The organism is Bacillus sp. OV166, from assembly GCF_900177675.1.
GTDB lineage: Bacteria > Bacillota > Bacilli > Bacillales > Cytobacillaceae > Neobacillus.
On sequence record NZ_FXWM01000001.1, the window covers coordinates 5552288 to 5571285 of the forward strand.

The window sequence follows — 18998 nt, forward strand, 5'->3', positions numbered from 1 at the left end:
GATAATGGATTTTTAACGCCGATGACATTATAATATAAATTATAGGAAGGGAGTCGATTCATTTGGCAGAACAAGAAATTATTGAGCAAGTTCAAGAAGTATTAGATAAATTACGTCCATTTCTTCTTCGCGATGGCGGAGATTGTGAATTAGTAGATGTGGAAGAAGGCATTGTAAAACTTCGCCTGTTAGGTGCATGTGGAAGCTGCCCAAGTTCAACAATCACACTTAAGGCTGGTATTGAAAGAGCTCTTTTAGAAGAAGTTCCTGGTATTGTTGAAGTAGAGCAAGTATTTTAAATAATAAGCCTTAATTAAAAAAGCGATTGCCTTCCGAGGCAATCGCTTCAGATTGTAGACAAAAGGCATTCGAATGAGCCCATTCGGATGCCTTTTTATTGGATTTTTGCTCATAAGAGCAAAATTTAGACCTACCTTTGACTATTATTACGCCAATTCTGGACCTTTCCACGTCCAGCTGGCCATCTTTTTCAAGTTCATGGCAGCAAAAGTAAGCATCGCTTGCATGGACAATTTTTTTAAGCCTCTTAAGGTTGTCCAACGCATACCATGCTTTTCCTTAGCATCCGCAAAGACCCGTTCAATCGTTTCTTTACGTCTTGCGTAAATGCTTTTATTTTCTTGTGTGTGACGAAGATGATCGGCTTCTTCTATGTAATGTTCCCAAACATGTCGCTCAATCAATTTTTTATGTTCTTTACTCTGCGTGCATTCTGAAAGTAAAGGACAATTTTGGCACTCAAACGGATTAGAGAAGTATTGACGCTTTCCATTCTTCGTCGTCGTTGCATATTTCAGTATTTGTCCTTGCGGACAGATATAACAATCGTAGTATTCATCATAAATATACTCATGTTTTTTCATATAACCGTCCTTCGTACGAGGTCGTGTATATGGTAATGCAGGAGTCATATCATTTTCAATTACGAATTGAGCAATAGCAGGTGTTTTGTATCCAGCATCAGCAGCAACAGCTTCAGGTTTCCCGTGTTTTTCAATGACCTTCTCAAGTAGTGGCTCGAAAATGACGCTATCATGGATATTCCCCGGGGTTACAATTGCACCCAAAACAAAACCATTTCGATCCGAAGCCGCATGAAATGAATATGCGAACTGTTTCGTTCGCTCATCCTTTACGTAATAACCACTTTCTGGGTCAGTGGTACTTTCTTTAATTTCCTTTAATTCTTCTTTTTCAAATTTATCTGGAGGAAATGGCTTTTTTCCGTGATCATCCCGGTCTTTATTAATCTCTTCTTGTAGACGTGTTTCATAAACCTTCGATTCCTTTCGAACTACTTTCTTTTCAAATTTACGCTTATTTGCACTAGCTTTAACATGTGTAGAATCAATAAATACGTGCTCGCTACTAATCAATTTCTTTTCTGAGGCTTCCTTTAAAATACGATAGAATATCTGTTCAAATAAATCAGTATCCTTAAAGCGTCGCTCGTAGTTTTTACCAAACGTTGAAAAGTGAGGTACCTTATCATAAAAACCAAAGCCGAGAAACCAACGATATGCCATATTCGTTTCGATTTCTGCAATGGTTTGACGCATAGAGCGAATACCGAAGGTATATTGAATGAAAGCCATCTTTATCAATACCACAGGGTCAATACTCGGACGTCCCCGTTCAGATGAGTACATATCTTGAACAAGTGAATAGATAAATGAAAAATCAATAGCAGCTTCTATCTTACGAACCAAGTGGTTCGCGGGTACAACTTGTTCTAAAGCTATCATTTCTATTTGATCACGATTCATCTGTGTATTTTTAGTTAGCATTTCATCCACCTCATCTATATGTCTGTATCTTAATTATACAAAGGACTGATTTAAAGGTCATTATTGATTTTAAAACTTGTTGATTGGAGCGGAAGGCGCGAAGACTCCTGCGGGAGTACGGAGCAGGGGAGACCCCGCAGGCGCTTAAGCGCCGAGGAGGCTCCCCGCTACGCCCGCGGAAAGCGAAGCGCCTGGAGCGCAAATCAACAAACAATTTAACAAAGACATAAAAAAGACTGCCGGCAAACCCAAGTTTTTCGGATTTGTCGACAGTCTGAAGCGATTGCCTTCCGAGGCAATCGCTTTTTTCGTGATACTTGTAATTAATTATTAATAAAGCCATTCCAATAGCGGGAGTTTTAAAGACTTAATGGGCGCATCCGTTAGTTGATAAAAACCAGCCAAAAACCGTTCATATTCGCCAGACTGCCGTAAAATTCTAGTTAACTTCTCCTCCAATACCTTTTTATCCTGTTCCGATGTGGTTATATAATAACTCTCGATGCATTCAAAGTAATGAAGTGGAAAAATTAAACGCGAATATAATAATCGCCAGGTAAAAGGCGACAATGGAGAAATACTTTGGTACTCTTCAAAAAATCGTTTTAATTCCACATCATAGGTTTGGAAATTGTGAAGGTATCTTTCTCTTGTCCATTCAGCTAGGTCACGGCTGCGATGGTCAAAGACCCAATCGAATGGATTTTTAATCATATAATTATTGAGTGGCCCCCATGTTTTTTGGGTAAAACGTTCATGACAAACAGTGCCGTTATCTGTTTCCAAAGGTTCATCATCGATTTCGGTATCCACTAAATATTGAATAGCATTCTCCGTTAACCCTAGATAATAGGGGAAGGAATCAATAAACATTCGTTGAAACTCGTCTTCAGGTGTTTGAAAAAGCAACCCATTCCAAACCTTTTCCATTTGCTCAAGCCGCTTTTCCCATAATGACTTCCATTGGCCAATCCTGCTGGACCTCTCTATTTGAAAGGTAACCCTTCTCCCACGCTCATGGAATCTAGCCAATTTCCTCCCCAATTTTATTTTTCCCTGCGCTTCTGTTTGTCGATTGGCCAAGACACAATATTTATTTTGTTCCCATGTCGTAATTAGATGACCTTCTTTCGATTGCAAAAAGACGGGGACATTTTGATCGCCATAATTTCTTAAATGCTGCGATATTTTTTCAAGCTCGGCAAGATCCTCTTCTTCCTTGCCAGTTGGTTTGGAGATTAAGTAGAGCCAGCCATTTCCTCTTAACGCATCGTAAGTATCTAATTTTACATATTCATCCACCGTAATGCCATATTGATTTTCCAGCATTTTCTGAAGCATTAAGGTCCCACCTCATTTCTTTCCCTCTTCTTACCTCATGTATATGTATTTAGCTTAAAAAACTTGTTTCTGAATAACGAAGAAAAATGATGGAGAATATAAGGCTTTATCCATGCTCTTTTTTAAGGTGAATTTGCATAAGTTAGAATAATAAAGTATATATTTAGTGAAAATCCATAGAAAAGGTGATCAGAGGAATGGCAGATGACAAAAACGTAAATCTAACCGAAGTAACTGCACGCAGATGGCTGAAAGAAAGAGGCGTTGAAGTACAGGACATCGCTGATTTAGTTTTCTTTTTACAGGAAAAGTATCACGAAAATTTGAAAATGGAAGATTGTTTAGCGAACGTGGAACGCGTTCTTTCAAAACGTGAGGTACAGAACGCAATTTTAACAGGAATACAGCTGGATATACTTGCTGAAAAAGGAATGCTTGAAGAGCCTCTTCAATCCATCATTGGAACAGATGAAAGCCTCTATGGTGTGGATGAAATTCTAGCCTTTTCCATTGTAAATGTATACGGTTCAATCGGTTTTACTAATTACGGTTACATCGATAAGTTAAAGCCAGGGATTTTAGCGCATTTAAATGATAAATCAACGGGAGAGTGCCATACCTTTTTAGATGATATTGTTGGTGCGATTGCAGCGGCCGCATCAAGCAGACTCGCACACCGGGCGGCACGCGAGGAAAAAGAGAAAAAATAGGTTAGAAAAGGATGGGTTGCCCCATCCTTTTTCACATCTCCCATTGATCTAATGAATCAACGGTATAGGTTGGCTTTCGGTCATAGCCGGAAAGCATTTCTTTTGTCGTTACACCCGTATGAACTAATAAGGTATCCATGCCTGCATTCATACCTGCTAAGATATCCGTATCATAGTAATCTCCAACCATCAATGTCTTTTCTTTTGGTGTTCCTAGTACCTTTAAGGCCTGGTCCATTATGATTGCTTCAGGTTTGCCGATAAAAATTGGCTGTGTTTGTGTGGAAACCGTAATAACTGATGTAAGTGAACCATTTCCTGGAAGCAAGCCTCTTTCTGTAGGTATGGCAATATCGCCATTTGTCGAAATGAATGTTGCTCCATTTCGAACGGCCAAACAAGCCACAGCCAATTTTTCATAACTAATCTCCCGATCAATTCCCACTACCACAAAATCGGAATCTTCTCCTCCAAAGTTTAATCCCTTCTCTTCTATGGCTGTCTGAATGCCTTCTTCCCCAATCACATAAACAGAAGCATCATTTTTTCGTTCATAGATATAATTAGCCGTCGCTTGGCTGGTTGTAAAGACCTGCTTCTCTTCCGCGGGAATATCAAACTGGGTCAACTTCTCAGCCACCTGTGCAGGTGTTCTTGATGAGTTGTTCGTCACAAATAAATACGGTATTTGTTGATCGCGAAGTTTTTTCACAAAATCGGAAGCTGCTTCAATTCGCTCTGTCCCTTTGTACATAGTTCCATCTAAATCAATTAAATAGCCTTGATACTTTTTCAAGATTCATCACTCCTAAAATCTATTATGACCATATAAAACAAAAAGACCGCGAAAAACGGTCTAATTATTAGTTCTTAAACGCCGAAACTGGACCTAATTCATTGGTAAGATAATTACGGACATTAGCTGCAAAATTAACCAGTTCATGTAAGTGTTTTGAAAAGACCTCTTGAAGTTCCCGGTGATTAACATCCGTATAAGCTTGGACAAGTATTTTTCGATACTGAATCAGTATTTTTAAAGATTTCCCCGTTTCAGCTAAAATCACCTTTTCATCCATTAAAATATCAATGATGTCATCGTAACTGCCTGGGTCCCGCATAATAAACCCATCAATCATCGAATTTCCGACATCCAAAACCGACTCAATCATCATCTGGTTTAAACGCTCTAGTGCTGCCTTTTCAAGCGGTGTGGACCACTCCTTTTGACTTAAGAAGAGTTGTATTTGTGTTTCTAAATATTTTAAGATTTCCTCAATTTTTTCTCTGTCAACAAAATACATCTTATTTCTACCTCCATTTTTCTATATGCTACATTTTTACAAGCGCTGCTGTACGTGCATAAAAGAATCCTTGCGCTAACTCAGCATTATTTCTCTTCAGCACGGATGCTTCCTCTTCGTTTTCGATGCCTTCTGCGACCACTAGGGATCCCGCTTCTCGTGCGATTAGCATTAAGCCCTGCAACATCGATTCTTTCAGCGAATTTTTATCAATATTTTGAATAACGGAACGATCTATTTTAGTTATATCCGGCATGATTTCACTAATAATACTCAAACTAGAATACCCAGCACCAGTATCTTCCATGGCAATACTAAACCCCATTAAACGCAGGGCTTCGTAGAATAAATGGAGGAGGATAAAAACGTATGGACGAAAGAGGTAATAAAATCTTTCCCCATTGCATTACATTTTTGACCTTTTTCATATAACGACGGAACATTCAATCATTCCTCTCAGGTGTCAACTTTTGAGAATTCAGATTAATTGTAACATAATTTGACATCGTTCGTGTTTTTCGATTCCTAAAAACTTGTGAAAATTTAGGAAAATTCTTTACTCCCCTACATTCACTTTATTTGTTACTATATAGAAGATGTCGAAAATACGTATTTTTTATTAAGGAGACGGTTAGATGAAAGAACGCTTTTTCTTATACGATGATACAGAAGATACAAAAACAAGATTTGTCAGCTTTGTTGGTGAAAATCAACGCTTTGATTTAGCGATTGTTCAAAGTGACCGCCATTTCGGGAAACATCTGGTTCTTGATATGCAAGGGAGCCGTTTTGCTATCATCGGCTTAGACGATTTGCAAGAGGAAGGCTATCTAGAGTACGCTTTTCAGTTAAATGATGAAGATGCAGAGGAATTAAGGTCCTTTTTAATGGAATTAATTTAATGTGTAGTCATGAATTACACTCCCTTTGAAAATAATAGTAGTAAAAGGGGGCGCAAACATGACAAAAAACGATGATGAAAAATATACGGAACTATCTAATGTTGAAGCACGAAGAAACTTTCTTACCGCAGAAGAATATCCGGAAGGTCCTTATGGTTCTCCAATCCGTGAAAACGAACCGGTTCAAAACAAAAGCACACCTTGGACAGATGGACAACGGCCATACAGCGCCTTTAATTACGAAAATAAAACACTGCATCAAGATCTTCCACGGCAGATGGACGGAGCACATCCAACACATGATGACCCTGAGAAAGATGAACAGCCACCCTATATGGAGACAACGTAAAAGAAGGGCCAGTTTAGCTGACCCTTCTTTTATTTCTTTACTTTTTTCAAGACAAAATATGCACAGCCAAAATTGCAGTATTCATACAGGTATTCACTTAGTGTACTAATTTTTGTATCAAAGGTGGCTTTTTGGTTTTGGTCGTCGAAAAAGCCCTTTAACCGAAGTTGACCATAACCCCAATCGCCAACAACATAATCATACCTTGTTAAAATATCACTAAACCTTGCTTTAAGGGCTTCCTCATTAAAGCCGTTTCTATGTTCTTGAACCATTTCATAAACAGTGTTGTTCATTATAATCATGATATTTCACCTCTTTTGCCAGCTAATTCCTAATAACCATTATAACCGATTCCCCATCAATTACTAAGAAAAAAAATCCTCTAAATGGCTATTCTAATAAAAGGAGGTGTTGAAATTGAAAAAATTAGTCATAATCTTGGGATTATGTACAATGACAGCTGTTACAGGATGCTCTAAGGATATGGCCAACCGTGATGTGTATGAGGAAAGCGGCAATACCATTAATGTTAACAATAAAAGACATGAGCTATACAATGAAGGGGCTAGCCGCGGTGTCCGTAACGTTAGTAACAATTATGGCTTTGTCCGTCACCAAAAGAGTCCGCTGATGAATGATAATACGGCTAATGACCACTATACAGCCTTAGACCGTGAACAGGTGGCAAACATCATCAGTAAATACAGTACTGAAATCCCCAATGTAAATGATGTCGCTACACTTGTCACAGACCAAGAAGTATTAATTGCATATGATACAGATTCAAAAGATCGCAATTTGACGGCAGACCAAGTCAAGAAAACGGCGATGTCTGTCGTTCCAAGATATTACCATGTCTTTGTTACAGACCATAAAGTACTAATGAGGGATGTAGAAAATCTCGCAAACCTTGACTCCACAAGCCGGAACGCCCGGAATTTGGTTAATGGGCTAATTAAGCAAATGAAAAAATCCCCACAAGGGCAGCGAATGAACGCAAGTGAGGACGAGAATGGACTAACTCCTGACGACAAATAGAAAAGCGGAGGCGCCTTGCACAGGGGCGACAGGCATAAGACGAGCTGGCATGAAGGTTGCTTTTTAACTTTCAGGACGAATTGGCTGCTGGAGATAGACAGTCATATTCCCAAATAAATTAAAGAGTTCAGTCACTTTGACTGAACTCTTTGGTTTTAAGCTTGTTGTGCTTCTTGTTCACCAAGGATTTGCTTGTGTTTTGCTGCAGCATTAACTTGCTCATCTGCATGATAGGATGAGCGGACAAGCGGGCCTGCTTCACAATGGCTAAAGCCTTTACTAATTGCAATTTGTTGTAATTCTTTAAATTCATCAGGGCTATAATATTTCTCAACCTTCAAATGACCTTTTGTCGGCTGTAAATATTGGCCAATCGTCATAATATCGATTTGATTTGCTCTTAAATCATCCATAACTTCGATTATTTCTTCCTTCGTTTCCCCTAAGCCAACCATTAAGCTGGATTTTGTTGGAATATTAGGCTGCATTTCTTTTGCCCGACGAAGAAACTCAAGGGAACGGTCATATTTAGCCCGGGCTCTAACTCTAGGTGTCATCCGTCTAACCGTCTCAATGTTATGGTTTAAGATATCAGGTTTAGCATCCATTAATACACGTAAATTTTCTTCTTTTCCGCCCATATCGGAAGGCAGAACTTCAATACTTGTAAATGGATTTTTCCGGCGAATCGCACGAACCGTTTCCGCAAAAATGGCTGCCCCGCCATCCCTGAGATCATCACGGGCTACCGCTGTTACAACCACATGTTTTAAGTTCATCAATTGAACAGAGTCTGCCACTCTTTCTGGTTCTTGCCAATCAAGCTCTGTAGGTAAACCCGTTTTAACAGCACAAAAGCGGCAGGCACGAGTACAAGTATCCCCAAGAATCATGAAGGTAGCCGTACGTCTTTCTGCCCAGCATTCATGAATATTAGGACAGCGTGCTTCTTCACAAACTGTGTGCAGATTCTTTTCACGCATCATTTTTTTCAAGCCCGTATAGGACTCGTTTGTATTTAATTTTATTTTTAACCATTCCGGTTTTCTTAGAATTTCTTCTTTCTTACTCACGTTCAGCACACCCCTTGAAACGATATATATGTTTCTATATGTTGTCACTTTAACATACTGAAATAATATCGACAAGCAAATCGGTTTAAATTATCTAGTGCAAACCATCTTGATTCAGCTAAAATCTCGTTTACCATTTATTAACCATAATGAAATGGTTTAGAAAACATAAACTAACCTTGTACATTACTCGGAAGGAGGATTCTTGTGCGGGCTGTTCTAATCATCGGAACCTTTCTTTTATTCTTTACCACTTCATTCACGGTCAGGGAGGCTCAAGCAAAAACAAACGAAACTGATCCATATCAAGAAAGAATGAAGCTTTATAAGAAGGTTGAAACGGTTACCCAAATTCCTTGGTATTACTTAGCGGCTATTGATCAATATGAAAGAAGCATCCGCCAGGTCCGCAGAGACTTACCTAAACCAGATAGCGTAATCGGCATCTATTTTCGTCCAGAAGAATGGGCTGGATTAACCAATCCAAATCCTTTGGAAAAAAACCCCGCAATCATCCAGTTTTTTGATGGAAAAGGTGTGGATGGGGATGGGGATGGAAAAGCGAGTCTTAAAAATGATGAGGACGTCCTTTATACCTTTGCAAATTATCTACTTTCATACGGAATTGATCATGATAATATAAAAATCGGCTTATGGAATTACTATCATCGTGATAAAACCGTTAGTATCATTGCTGGAAAAGCAAAAATATATCGACATTTTGGTCGGATTGATCTAGATGCACAAGTATTCCCAGTACCGATCCGCAGCAATCACAGCTACCGGAGCACCTGGGGATCTGCCCGCGGGTGGGGTGGACGAAGGAGTCATGAAGGTACAGATATTTTTGCTGGCTACGGTGTTCCGGTTCGTGCGACAAACTATGGCATTATTGAAATGAAGGGCTGGAATAAGTTTGGAGGATGGAGAATCGGCATTCGTGATATTAATAATACCTATCATTATTTTGCCCATCTCAGCGGTTTTGCTAAGGATTTAAAGGTCGGCCAAATTGTTGAGCCAGGAATGATTATTGGCGGTGTAGGGAGCTCTGGGTACGGCCCTCCAGGAACCTCAGGAAAATTCCCTCCACATTTACATTACGGGATGTACAAAGACAATGGTGTAACTGAATGGTCTTTTGATCCCTATCCTCATTTAGCTAAGTGGAAGCGGATAGAGCGGATGAAAGCTCGAAAAAAATAGGACTGTCCATGGTGGATAGTCCTATTTTTAGTTCCCCGATTTTTTGGAGTCCGACTGTTTATCTGGAAGCTGTATTGATGGAGTTACTCCGCCGCCACTATTGTAGAATTGCGGGACATCTCCTTGTATGAGTGATCCGTCAACCGGAATACTTTGGGTAAGCTTTGTTATTTTAGTAGCAAACGGGGTAATAATCTGGACAGACACTTCGATATGAATAGAAACATCGACCCAAGTATTATTGATTCCCATATCTTTTGTCTCAATTTTAACATCTGGTTCCACTTCGCCAATGGCATGAAACTTTACGGGGATCTTCGGACCAAAATTTCCTAATAAGGAGATATTTGTTGCTTGCCCTAGAGGGACATACCAAATAATTCCGTCTTCCTTTTCCGAATTATGCGTTTCAATTTCAACATCAGTTAACTGCTCTAACGAGGCAAGATCACCTTTTTTAGCTGCCTTCAGGTTTTTTTGAATTTGAGCGGTTGTTTCCGCTAAGACCCGGTTTATATAAACTGTATTGAGTTTAACGTTGGAGGCCTTGCCATTTTCACTTGGTAAGATCACAATTACGTCATTGTCTTCACCTGTGTCTGTTGTCCGTTTTGTAATCGCCTTATTAATAACAAGGGAAGCAATATTTCGGGTTTCGGAAGTAGCAATTCTCATTAATGTCGGCTCAATCCCCTTATTCACGAGCCATAAGCCGGTGGCAGTTGAAAATAGAAAAAAGACAAACGTCAATAGCATGACATAACGGAAAGGCAACGGTCCCTTCCTCGGAAGCCGTCTGCGAAACTTCGCCAAAAAAATCACCCCTTCAAGCTATATGTATGCTTTGAAAGGGGGAACTAGCCCTACAAAAAAGCAGAAGTAGCCATTTTTACACCATGTTGATTGGAGCGGAAGGCGCGAAGACTCCTGCGGGAGACGGGCAGGGGAGACCCCAGAGGCGCTTAGCGCCGAGGAGGCTCCCTGGACCGCCCGCGAACCGCACGCTCCTGGAGCAGAAACCAACAGCCAATTTTAATAGTGCCAAATATAAAAAAAAGCCCGCATGGAGCAAGCTTTTTAAATCATTTTTAACAAGGCTTCCTTCCCAATCATTCCTTGGTGAATACCTAACGCCTCTGCCTCCCATGTTACCGACTCTAACGGTGCATTTAGGAGCTGTTCAATGGTTCTTACTCCCACAGCACGGCCGGCAATAATCTTGCGGTCCTTTAATTTATCATTTAATAAACCCACATCCAAGGCACCGCACATGATATATCCCTTATCGCTTGATACAGCAAGCAAGGTTGTTTTTGGAAGTAAAACCGAAACTGCCAAAAAGGTATGGCCGTTTATTTCAATTGGTGAAAGATCAATCAAATGGTCCACACTCCTTTCCTCTCTATCACTTTATGACAGGTTATGAAAAAGCGTGTAGCCATTCTATGACTGTATTTGTAACTTCCTTTTTAATAAATCCCTTAGGAATTCTGGCAAGAAATACTTCTTTTCTTTTTGCGGAAGAATGTCTTTGAAAAAGTGGCCAAACGTAAACATATCAGGCAGGGCTAACGAATAATTTCTTTCATAATCGACTTCCGTCCCATTAATAAACATGACGTCTCCATGAAAACTAATTCGGTCAAAGACAAATATCCCTAAAAGAGTTCCTCTGAATCCAAGTCCTTTGATATGCTTATGGATTAAGCCTTCATCTTTTGTCTGCCAATAAACCTCTTCTAATTCTTTTCCAGTTAGTTCTACCACACACGGATTTATTGGATGTGGACAAATCTTCAGCAAATCGTAAACCGTAACATCACCCGATAAAGGCCCTAACAATAGCCCTGCGTTAATCATGGCACAATCAGTGTTACACCATTCTCTTAATGCCCTGCAAAGCATAAATGAAAACTCCGTTTCATGAAAAAGATCATTAATTAGAGGCTTAGCTAAGGTGGTTACTTTTTGATTTAAATCGGCTTTTCCTCTTGTAAAATATGCATCGATTTGCTCCTGCTCATTTTTAGCTTTCGGCAGATCTTTACTGTCATATAAAATGGCCTTCTTAGCGGTAATCTCTTTTTGTTCATCCACTTTGAGAGTAACGTGGCCAACAAAATATCCATACTTACCTGCCGCCCCAAGGAGAGTCTCCTTCACTAGCTTTCCTTTTTCCAGGAAGTGATGGGTATGTGAACCTAATATGACATCAATATCAGGAAATTCAGCTGCTATGGATTCGTCCACATTAAGACCGAGATGGGAAAGTAAAATGATTACGTCTGATTCTGCTTTTACTTTTCCAATCCATATTTTCAGCTCTTCAATGGGCTCTGTCACCGTCCAGCCCAGTAAACCATATAGATGGGCAAACGGTGCCGTTAAACCGATGACACCCACCCTTGTGCCCTTTTTCGAATGATAAATCTTATATGGCTTTACCCAGCTAGGAAAGCTTCCATCTTGTTGATAAAGGTTCGCTAACAGAACATCAAACTGAGCGTTTTCATAGAGCTCATTTAAGTTGTCATATGGGAGGTTAACCCCTTCATTGTTTCCGATCGTTACCGCGGTATAGTGACTCTCATTTAACAGATCAATATTCCCTTTCCCTCTTGTCGCTTCTGTGAAAGGGTGCCAGCGATCTATAAAATCACCGATATCAAATAGAAGTACATCCTCATCTTTTTGGTGATGCCTATCATGTTTTATTGCTAGGAACTGCTTAATTCGGGGCCAATTTTCTAAGTGACTGTGGACATCGTTTGTATGATAAATATGTATAGTTTCCATCCTAGACCTGCCCAAAAATCCCTTGATAAATTAACCTAATTCCAACAATGACAAGAATGGTTCGTAACATTAATACAATTGTTTTACTCTTAAGCTTTGTGTTTAAAAAGACACCCACCTTAGCTCCAATCCAAGCCCCAGGAACCAATGCTAAAGCATAAAGCCAGTCCACATTTCCTAAAGTAATATGTGTAATCGAGCTCAGCAAGGATGTTGGTAAAATCATAAACATCGACGTGGCCGTTGCCACATGTGGTGGAAAGAAAAACACCAAAATCATGGTCGGAACCATTAAGGATCCGCCGCCAACACCAAAAACTCCCGATAAAAAGCCAACTACAAAAGCAATCAGGACTCCTATTATTGGGTTATATCCGTATTCAAAGGTTTTACCTGCATTATCAATAAAAGTGCGGATAAATCCCCGATCTTTCCGATAAGGAATGGGCTTTAATCTGTCCTTCAGTAATAAAATAATCGAAATAAAAATAATAAATAGTCCGAAAAAGATATTGAACGTCTTCATATGTAAGCCTTCAGTTACCCATGCGCCCAGAATACTCCCTGGACCACTTCCGATTAGAAAAATCAGGCCGCTTTTATAATCAACTGTTTTGTGTTTCATATAAGCTAATGTAGATGATAGACCTGTAAAAATCATCGTAAACAGTGATGTCCCTACCGCAACCTGAGGTGTTATATGTCCAAAGGCTGATAGGGTTGATAAATAAAGCAACGAGGGAACAATAATAATTCCGCCGCCTAATCCTATTAGCGAGCCTAACGAACTCGCAATAAGTCCAATCACTACTAGTATAATCCATTCCATGTTTTCTTTCTCCTAACCTCTCGCTGTTTTGTATCCCTTTTATAATAAATCTAGCTGGCGTGGAGCAAGTCCCTTATATTCAATTTGTAAAAGGTTGACCATTTCCTTGGCATTGTCTGCCGCATCTCCGCCAGAGTTGTTGTTAAAAAGGAGATAAACATTTCTTGATTCCTGGGCTAATTTTTGAATGGAATCTGCCCAAACTTCTAGCTCCTTTTGGTTATAGCGGTAAAGATAACGGACCTCACGCCAATCCTCTCCGATTCGTTTTTGCCAGCCATGGACATTACGACCGTGAAACCTTACAAGAACCTTATCGGGGGTTGTCGTCTCTAATACAGTTGGGATGGAACCAACTCCAGATTGTGGTTCATCACAAATACTATGGATCCATTTTTCTTTTATCATAAAATCAAGTGTTTTTTGACGATACTGGGGAGCGAACCACGACTGATGTCTAAATTCTAACGCGCAAGGGTGGTCACCCATCTCATGCTTGCACCATCTTAAGTATTCGACATTTTCGCGAGTACATGTAAACCATAGTGGAAATTGAAAGAGGACCATCGCTAGTTTATTTGTTTCTATGTATGGTTCAAGCGACTCTTTGAAAGCTCTGAACATCGCCTGTTTATTTTCAAACGGAATTTTCCCTCGCATATGTCCGGTCATTCCCTGGTAGGTTTTTACAATAAATTGGAAGCCAGCCGGTGTTTCATTGACCCACTTCTCCGCATTCCTTTTAGGCTGAATCGCATAAAAGGCTGAATCTACTTCTACGATTGGAAAGTGGCCTGCATATGCCTTTAGCTTGTCCCTTGACGAAATTTGGCCTGGATATAAGCTATCATGGTCGCCCCAGCCGGTTACACCGATGTAGATCAAAAAACTCACCTCCAACTATTAATAATAGCATAACCATTTTTCGATATGAGAAAAAGGGTGGAAGATATTTAGGTGCAAACAACAATTTCATGGCAAATGGGGCAGTCGCCTGTAAAGTGGGGCTATTCGCCAGTTGGACACGCTTATCCGCAAGTTGGCGCATCTTATCCGCAAGTTGGACACGCTTATCCACAAGTTGGCGCATCTTATCCGCAAGTTAATGGCGACTTCAGCAAATCCATACGCAAAAACCCGCCTGCCATTGCGGCAAAGCGGGTAAATTTTATAAAAAATATTAACCGATGGATCCTTCCATTTCGAACTTAATGAGACGGTTCATTTCAACGGCGTATTCCATTGGTAATTCTTTTGTAAATGGCTCGATAAAGCCCATAACGATCATTTCTGTAGCTTCCTGTTGAGAAATACCACGGCTCATCAAGTAGAAGAGCTGCTCTTCAGAAACTTTAGAAACCTTTGCTTCATGCTCGAGCGAGATGTTATCGTTTAAGATTTCATTGTATGGGATTGTATCTGATGTCGACTTGTTATCCATTATTAATGTATCACATTCGATATTAGAACGTGCCCCATCTGCCTTACGACCAAAGTGAACTTGGCCGCGGTAGGTTACCTTACCGCCATGCTTAGAAATTGATTTAGAAACGATGGTGGACGATGTATTTGGAGCTAAATGAATCATTTTCGCCCCTGCATCCTGGTGCTGACCTTTACCGGCAATTGCAATCGAAAGCGTCATACCACGAGCGCCTTCGCCTTTTAAAATAACGGCAGGATACTTCATCGTTAATTTTGAACCGATGTTACCATCAATCCATTCCATTGTCGCATTGGCATCACAAACCGCACGCTTTGTTACAAGGTTAAATACGTTATTAGCCCAGTTTTGGATGGTTGTATAACGGCAGTAAGCATCTTTTTTAATAACAATCTCAACAACGGCACTGTGCAGGGAGTTTGTTGTATAGACTGGTGCTGTACAACCCTCAACGTAATGCACGTGTGCGCCTTCATCAACAACGATTAATGTCCGTTCAAATTGACCCATGTTTTCAGAGTTAATACGGAAGTAAGCCTGTAATGGCGTATCTACTTTCACACCAGGTGGCACATAGATAAACGAGCCGCCTGACCATACAGCAGAATTAAGTGCAGAAAACTTGTTATCGGTTGGCGGAATTGTTTTTCCAAAGTGTTCGCGGAAAATATCTTCATTTTCCCTTAAAGCAGAATCTGTATCCTTAAAGACGATCCCTAAGTCTTCTAGTTCTACCTTCATGTTGTGGTAAACGACTTCAGATTCGTACTGAGCGGATACCCCAGCAAGGTACTTTTGTTCAGCTTCTGGAATTCCGAGCTTATCAAAAGTTGCCTTGATTTCTTCTGGCACTTCATCCCATGACTTCTCTGATTTTTCGGATGGTTTTACATAATAAGTAATTTCATCGAAATTTAAAGAAGCCATATCCCCGCCCCATTGTGGCATAGGCATTTTGTAAAAATGCTCAAGCGACTTCAAACGGAAGTCTAACATCCATTGTGGCTCATTCTTCAATTTAGATATTTCTTTTACTATATCAGATGTTAAACCACGTTTTGATCGGAATATGGAAACGTCTTTATCGGCAAATCCATATTTATAATCACCGATTTCCGGCATTTTTTTCGCCATCGTCGTGTTCCTCCATTCTTAGAAAAGCGGAAGCGCCTTAGTTAGGCGCTGGAGCTGGACATTGCCCTCTCCACCCGCGTTTTCTTAATTTTATGCTTGTTCCTCTTCTTTCAAACCTTTTTCCATGGCCTTCCACGCTAATGTGGCACATTTGATGCGGGCTGGAAACTTACAAACACCCTGAAGTGCTTCAATATCACCTAAATCAAGATCGTCATCGTCGTATTCGATCCCCTGCATCATATCAGAAAAGATCTTTGCTAATTTTAAAGCTTCTTCGATTTTTTTCCCCTTAATCGCTTGCGTCATCATCGAAGCAGATGACATTGAAATCGAACAGCCTTCCCCTTCTTGCTTTGCGTCGACCACAATTCCATTCTCCACTTTTAGTGTTAATTGAATACGGTCACCACAGGTAGGGTTATTCATATTAATAGTATGGCTGCCATCCTCTAAAACACCGCGATTACGGGGATTTTTATAATGATCCATAATCACTTGACGGTAAAGTGTATCTAAATTATTAGAAGACATCGCTGAAATACTCCTTTGTTTTAACAAGTCCTTCAACAAGTTTATCTATATCATCTTCCGTATTATACAAGTAGAAACTTGCACGTGCAGTCGCGGAGGCTTTAAGCCATCTCATTAGCGGCTGAGCGCAATGATGTCCGGCACGAACAGCAATACCTTCTGCATCAAGTACCGTTGCTACATCATGTGGATGAACATCACTTAGATTAAAAGTGATTAGCCCTGCCCGCTTCGCTGCATCAAGTGGACCGTAAATAGTCATTCCGTCTACAGCAGACATTTTTTCCAAAGCATATGCTGCAAGTTTATGTTCATGTTCGGCAATTTGGTCTAATCCTACTTCATTTAAAAAGTCGATAGCAGCCCCAAGACCAATGGCGCCTGCAATGATTGGAGTACCGCCTTCAAACTTCCAAGGCAGCTCTTTCCAAGTTGATTCGTACAATTGCACGAAATCAATCATTTCGCCGCCGAATTCGATTGGCTCCATGTTTTCGAGTAGATGTTTTTTTCCATAAAGAACACCAATACCGGTCGGACCGCACATTTTATGTCCTGAAAAAGCTAGAAAATCACAATCTAAATCTTGAACATCAATTCTCATATGCGGAGCACTTTGCGCTCCGTCTACAACCATGATGGCCCCATTCTCGTGTGCAATTTGAGCAATTTCTTTGACCGGATTGATGACGCCAAGTACGTTTGATACTTGCATGACAGATACAACCTTGGTATTTGCTGTAATCGTCGCACGTGCATCATCGAGTAAAATCGTTCCATCTTCTTGAAGTGGAATGTATTTCAACTGTGCTCCAGTCCGTCTGGCCACTTGCTGCCACGGAATGATATTACTATGGTGCTCCATATATGTTATAACGATTTCATCGCCTGCTTTTAAATTCGCTGCCGCATAGCTTGCAGCCACAATATTCAAAGACGTTGTCGTTCCACGGGTAAAAATTACTTCTTGAATGGACTTGGCATTGATGAACTTACGAACCTTTTCCCTTGCACCTTCGTAAGCATCTGTTGCTCTTGTTCCTAGTGTATGCACACCACGATGGACATTGGAATTGATTTCACGATAATATTTTTCAATTGCCTCGATTACTTGGAGCGGCTTTTGAGATGTTGCAGAACTATCCAAGTATACCAATGGCTTCCCATTGACCTCTTGATCTAAGATTGGAAATTGTGCACGAATATCCTGGATATTCATTAGCGTACTTTCCTTTCAATTACCTCAGTTAACTGTTTCTTTACTCCTTCAATTGGAAGTTGATTCACAACCGGTGCAAGGAAACCATGAATAACTAAGCGCTCTGCTTCTTCTTTACGAATTCCGCGGCTCATCAAGTAGTAAAGCTGAACAGGGTCAACACGTCCGACAGAAGCAGCGTGGCCTGCCGTTACATCATCTTCATCAATCAGAAGAATTGGGTTAGCATCACCGCGTGCTTTTTCACTTAGCATAAGTACGCGTGATTCTTGTTCCGCATTTGATTTAGAAGCACCATGTTCTATTTTTCCGATACCATTAAAAATGGAGGTAGCACTGTCCTTCATGACACCATGCTTTAAGATATAACCTTCACTATTTCTTCCAAAGTGTACAACCTTTGTGGTAAAGTTTTGCGTTTGCTCGCCACGCCCAACAACGACTGTTTTTGTATCACCGTAGGAGCCATCACCGATCAAATTAGTTGTGTTATCTGAAATTGTATTTCCTTCATTCATTAAACCTAATGCCCATTCAATTCGTGCATCTCTTCCGACAACACCACGACGATTTACATAGGTTGTAATTCCTTTTGCAAGCGTATCAACTGCGCCAAACTGAACTTTCGCGTTTGTATTTACAATGACTTCCGTCAAGATATTTGCAACAGTAGTTGATACTTCCATCGTCGAAATGTAGTTTTCAACATAGGTTACTTTGCTATTGTCCTCAGCGACGACAATGACATGATTAAACAAGTTCGCCTGATCATTATCATGCACATAAATGGCATGGATTGGTTCAGAGACTTCTACATTTTTTGGAATATATAAGAAAACTCCGCCATTAACTAGTGCAGCATTTAGAGCGGTTAAGCGATGTTCATCGGCATTGATGGCTTGTGTCATATAATACTTTTTCAATAAGTCACCATGTTCTTTAGCAGCTGTAAAAATATCTGTAAAAATAACGCCTTGACTCTTTAGCTCTTCAGATAAAGATAAAAAGGCTGGAGTTTGATTTCGTTGAATATATAAATTATTATTCTCTGCATCCACATCAATCAGTGCTTTTACTTCTTCTGGCAATTCAGCAAGTGAAGTATAGGGAGCACTTTTTACAGTATGTTGTGAGAATTGGGTGAAGTTCCACTTATCAATCTTTGTTTTGTCTGGTCTTGGCATTGGCAGTTGTTCGAACTCAGCTAATGCTTTTAGACGTAGTTCTTCAAACCAAGCAGGCTCGCTCGTTTCTTTTGAAAAGGAGCGAACATTGTCCTTGTCAAATGGTAATTTGGTTTCAGTTGTCATT

General features: G+C 40.2%; 23 protein-coding genes. 7 read left to right on the forward strand and 16 right to left on the reverse strand.

The window, feature by feature from the left end:
• The first annotated feature begins 38 nt into the window (after positions 1–38).
• Positions 39–299, forward strand: a complete 261-nt coding sequence (locus CCK98_RS27360) for a NifU family protein (protein WP_256942591.1) — start codon at positions 39–41, stop codon at positions 297–299.
• Positions 300–446: 147 nt separating this feature from the next.
• On the opposite strand, the gene CCK98_RS27365 is transcribed toward CCK98_RS27360, so the two are convergent.
• Entirely contained in the window at positions 447–1808 is a 1362-nt protein-coding gene (locus CCK98_RS27365) for an IS1182 family transposase (RefSeq protein WP_088085959.1), read from the reverse strand.
• Between the two features lie 330 nt (positions 1809–2138).
• On the reverse strand, positions 2139–3149 hold the full coding sequence (gene yutH / locus CCK98_RS27370) for a spore coat putative kinase YutH (RefSeq protein ID WP_088089478.1): 1011 nt from the start codon (positions 3147–3149) through the stop codon (positions 2139–2141).
• A gap of 197 nt (positions 3150–3346) precedes the next feature.
• Here yutH and CCK98_RS27375 point away from each other — a divergent pair, with 197 nt between their 5' ends.
• Positions 3347–3859, forward strand: a complete 513-nt coding sequence (locus CCK98_RS27375) for a phosphatidylglycerophosphatase A (RefSeq protein ID WP_088089479.1) — start codon at positions 3347–3349, stop codon at positions 3857–3859.
• Between the two features lie 31 nt (positions 3860–3890).
• Here CCK98_RS27375 and CCK98_RS27380 read toward each other — a convergent pair whose 3' ends face one another.
• The 3 genes from CCK98_RS27380 to CCK98_RS27390 all read right to left on the reverse strand — a co-directional run bounded on the left by CCK98_RS27380 (position 3891) and on the right by CCK98_RS27390 (position 5521).
• The gene (locus CCK98_RS27380) at positions 3891–4655 is read right to left on the reverse strand and encodes a TIGR01457 family HAD-type hydrolase (protein ID WP_088089480.1); all 765 of its coding nucleotides are present in this window, start codon (positions 4653–4655) and stop codon (positions 3891–3893) included.
• A gap of 67 nt (positions 4656–4722) precedes the next feature.
• Positions 4723–5160 carry a DUF86 domain-containing protein gene (locus CCK98_RS27385; RefSeq protein WP_088089481.1) on the reverse strand — a complete coding sequence of 146 codons (438 nt, stop codon included), beginning with the start codon at positions 5158–5160 and terminating at the stop codon, positions 4723–4725.
• 28 nt (positions 5161–5188) lie between these two features.
• Positions 5189–5521 (reverse strand): EAL domain-containing protein, encoded by a 333-nt coding sequence (locus tag CCK98_RS27390; RefSeq protein ID WP_373408548.1) that lies wholly within the window; start codon positions 5519–5521, stop codon positions 5189–5191.
• A gap of 274 nt (positions 5522–5795) precedes the next feature.
• On the opposite strand from CCK98_RS27390, the gene CCK98_RS27395 reads away from it, so the two are divergent.
• Positions 5796–6062: a DUF3055 domain-containing protein gene (locus CCK98_RS27395; protein WP_088089483.1), complete on the forward strand. Its 267-nt coding sequence runs from the start codon at positions 5796–5798 to the stop codon at positions 6060–6062.
• Positions 6063–6120: 58 nt separating this feature from the next.
• Positions 6121–6411 carry a cytosolic protein gene (locus tag CCK98_RS27400; RefSeq protein ID WP_088089484.1) on the forward strand — a complete coding sequence of 97 codons (291 nt, stop codon included), beginning with the start codon at positions 6121–6123 and terminating at the stop codon, positions 6409–6411.
• A 29-nt stretch (positions 6412–6440) separates the two neighbouring features.
• On the opposite strand, the gene CCK98_RS27405 is transcribed toward CCK98_RS27400, so the two are convergent.
• The gene (locus CCK98_RS27405; RefSeq protein WP_066258581.1) at positions 6441–6716 is read right to left on the reverse strand and encodes a YutD family protein; all 276 of its coding nucleotides are present in this window, start codon (positions 6714–6716) and stop codon (positions 6441–6443) included.
• Between the two features lie 115 nt (positions 6717–6831).
• Here CCK98_RS27405 and CCK98_RS27410 point away from each other — a divergent pair, with 115 nt between their 5' ends.
• Entirely contained in the window at positions 6832–7452 is a 621-nt protein-coding gene (locus tag CCK98_RS27410; protein WP_088089485.1) for a YhcN/YlaJ family sporulation lipoprotein, read from the forward strand.
• 155 nt (positions 7453–7607) lie between these two features.
• Here CCK98_RS27410 and lipA read toward each other — a convergent pair whose 3' ends face one another.
• Entirely contained in the window at positions 7608–8525 is a 918-nt protein-coding gene (gene lipA, locus CCK98_RS27415) for a lipoyl synthase (protein ID WP_088089486.1), read from the reverse strand.
• A gap of 207 nt (positions 8526–8732) precedes the next feature.
• Between lipA and CCK98_RS27420 the strand changes: the two genes are divergently transcribed.
• The gene (locus CCK98_RS27420) at positions 8733–9731 is read left to right on the forward strand and encodes a M23 family metallopeptidase (protein ID WP_373408511.1); all 999 of its coding nucleotides are present in this window, start codon (positions 8733–8735) and stop codon (positions 9729–9731) included.
• Between the two features lie 27 nt (positions 9732–9758).
• Here CCK98_RS27420 and yunB read toward each other — a convergent pair whose 3' ends face one another.
• From yunB to CCK98_RS27445, 5 genes are all read right to left on the reverse strand, one after another.
• The gene (gene yunB / locus CCK98_RS27425) at positions 9759–10544 is read right to left on the reverse strand and encodes a sporulation protein YunB (protein ID WP_088089487.1); all 786 of its coding nucleotides are present in this window, start codon (positions 10542–10544) and stop codon (positions 9759–9761) included.
• 264 nt (positions 10545–10808) lie between these two features.
• On the reverse strand, positions 10809–11111 hold the full coding sequence (locus CCK98_RS27430; protein ID WP_088089488.1) for a YunC family protein: 303 nt from the start codon (positions 11109–11111) through the stop codon (positions 10809–10811).
• 63 nt (positions 11112–11174) lie between these two features.
• The gene (locus CCK98_RS27435) at positions 11175–12527 is read right to left on the reverse strand and encodes a bifunctional UDP-sugar hydrolase/5'-nucleotidase (RefSeq protein ID WP_088089489.1); all 1353 of its coding nucleotides are present in this window, start codon (positions 12525–12527) and stop codon (positions 11175–11177) included.
• A gap of 1 nt (position 12528) precedes the next feature.
• On the reverse strand, positions 12529–13356 hold the full coding sequence (locus tag CCK98_RS27440; protein WP_088089490.1) for a sulfite exporter TauE/SafE family protein: 828 nt from the start codon (positions 13354–13356) through the stop codon (positions 12529–12531).
• Positions 13357–13395: 39 nt separating this feature from the next.
• On the reverse strand, positions 13396–14241 hold the full coding sequence (locus CCK98_RS27445) for a DUF72 domain-containing protein (RefSeq protein ID WP_088089491.1): 846 nt from the start codon (positions 14239–14241) through the stop codon (positions 13396–13398).
• Positions 14242–14313: 72 nt separating this feature from the next.
• Here CCK98_RS27445 and CCK98_RS27450 point away from each other — a divergent pair, with 72 nt between their 5' ends.
• The gene (locus tag CCK98_RS27450; RefSeq protein WP_088089492.1) at positions 14314–14568 is read left to right on the forward strand and encodes a hypothetical protein; all 255 of its coding nucleotides are present in this window, start codon (positions 14314–14316) and stop codon (positions 14566–14568) included.
• Here CCK98_RS27450 and sufB read toward each other — a convergent pair.
• The 4 genes from sufB to sufD form a co-directional block, all read right to left on the reverse strand.
• Positions 14537–15934 carry a Fe-S cluster assembly protein SufB gene (gene sufB / locus CCK98_RS27455; RefSeq protein WP_088089493.1) on the reverse strand — a complete coding sequence of 466 codons (1398 nt, stop codon included), beginning with the start codon at positions 15932–15934 and terminating at the stop codon, positions 14537–14539. The two genes, CCK98_RS27450 and sufB, sit on opposite strands and share 32 nt — an antisense overlap.
• A 90-nt stretch (positions 15935–16024) precedes the next feature.
• Entirely contained in the window at positions 16025–16468 is a 444-nt protein-coding gene (sufU, locus tag CCK98_RS27460; protein WP_088089494.1) for a Fe-S cluster assembly sulfur transfer protein SufU, read from the reverse strand.
• The gene (locus tag CCK98_RS27465; protein WP_088089495.1) at positions 16458–17687 is read right to left on the reverse strand and encodes a cysteine desulfurase; all 1230 of its coding nucleotides are present in this window, start codon (positions 17685–17687) and stop codon (positions 16458–16460) included. The genes sufU and CCK98_RS27465 overlap by 11 nt, the downstream gene beginning before the upstream one ends.
• Positions 17687–18997 (reverse strand): Fe-S cluster assembly protein SufD, encoded by a 1311-nt coding sequence (gene sufD / locus CCK98_RS27470; RefSeq protein WP_088089496.1) that lies wholly within the window; start codon positions 18995–18997, stop codon positions 17687–17689. Before sufD ends, CCK98_RS27465 begins: the two co-directional genes overlap by 1 nt.
• Between the last annotated feature and the right edge of the window lies 1 nt (position 18998).

Excerpts from the sequence above, each read along its gene's own strand:
- CCK98_RS27365 (WP_088085959.1), bottom strand. The coding sequence starts at position 1,808 with ATGCTAACTAAAAATACACAGATGAATCGTGATCAAATAGAAATGATA.
- yutH (WP_088089478.1), bottom strand. The coding sequence starts at position 3,149 with ATGCTTCAGAAAATGCTGGAAAATCAATATGGCATTACGGTGGATGAA.
- CCK98_RS27375 (WP_088089479.1), top strand. The coding sequence starts at position 3,347 with ATGGCAGATGACAAAAACGTAAATCTAACCGAAGTAACTGCACGCAGA.
- CCK98_RS27385 (WP_088089481.1), bottom strand. The coding sequence starts at position 5,160 with ATGTATTTTGTTGACAGAGAAAAAATTGAGGAAATCTTAAAATATTTA.
- CCK98_RS27395 (WP_088089483.1), top strand. The coding sequence starts at position 5,796 with ATGAAAGAACGCTTTTTCTTATACGATGATACAGAAGATACAAAAACA.
- CCK98_RS27400 (WP_088089484.1), top strand. The coding sequence starts at position 6,121 with ATGACAAAAAACGATGATGAAAAATATACGGAACTATCTAATGTTGAA.
- CCK98_RS27405 (WP_066258581.1), bottom strand. The coding sequence starts at position 6,716 with ATGATTATAATGAACAACACTGTTTATGAAATGGTTCAAGAACATAGA.
- CCK98_RS27435 (WP_088089489.1), bottom strand. The coding sequence starts at position 12,527 with ATGGAAACTATACATATTTATCATACAAACGATGTCCACAGTCACTTA.
- CCK98_RS27440 (WP_088089490.1), bottom strand. The coding sequence starts at position 13,356 with ATGGAATGGATTATACTAGTAGTGATTGGACTTATTGCGAGTTCGTTA.
- sufB (WP_088089493.1), bottom strand. The coding sequence starts at position 15,934 with ATGGCGAAAAAAATGCCGGAAATCGGTGATTATAAATATGGATTTGCC.
- sufU (WP_088089494.1), bottom strand. The coding sequence starts at position 16,468 with ATGTCTTCTAATAATTTAGATACACTTTACCGTCAAGTGATTATGGAT.
- CCK98_RS27465 (WP_088089495.1), bottom strand. The coding sequence starts at position 17,687 with ATGAATATCCAGGATATTCGTGCACAATTTCCAATCTTAGATCAAGAG.
- sufD (WP_088089496.1), bottom strand. The coding sequence starts at position 18,997 with ATGACAACTGAAACCAAATTACCATTTGACAAGGACAATGTTCGCTCC.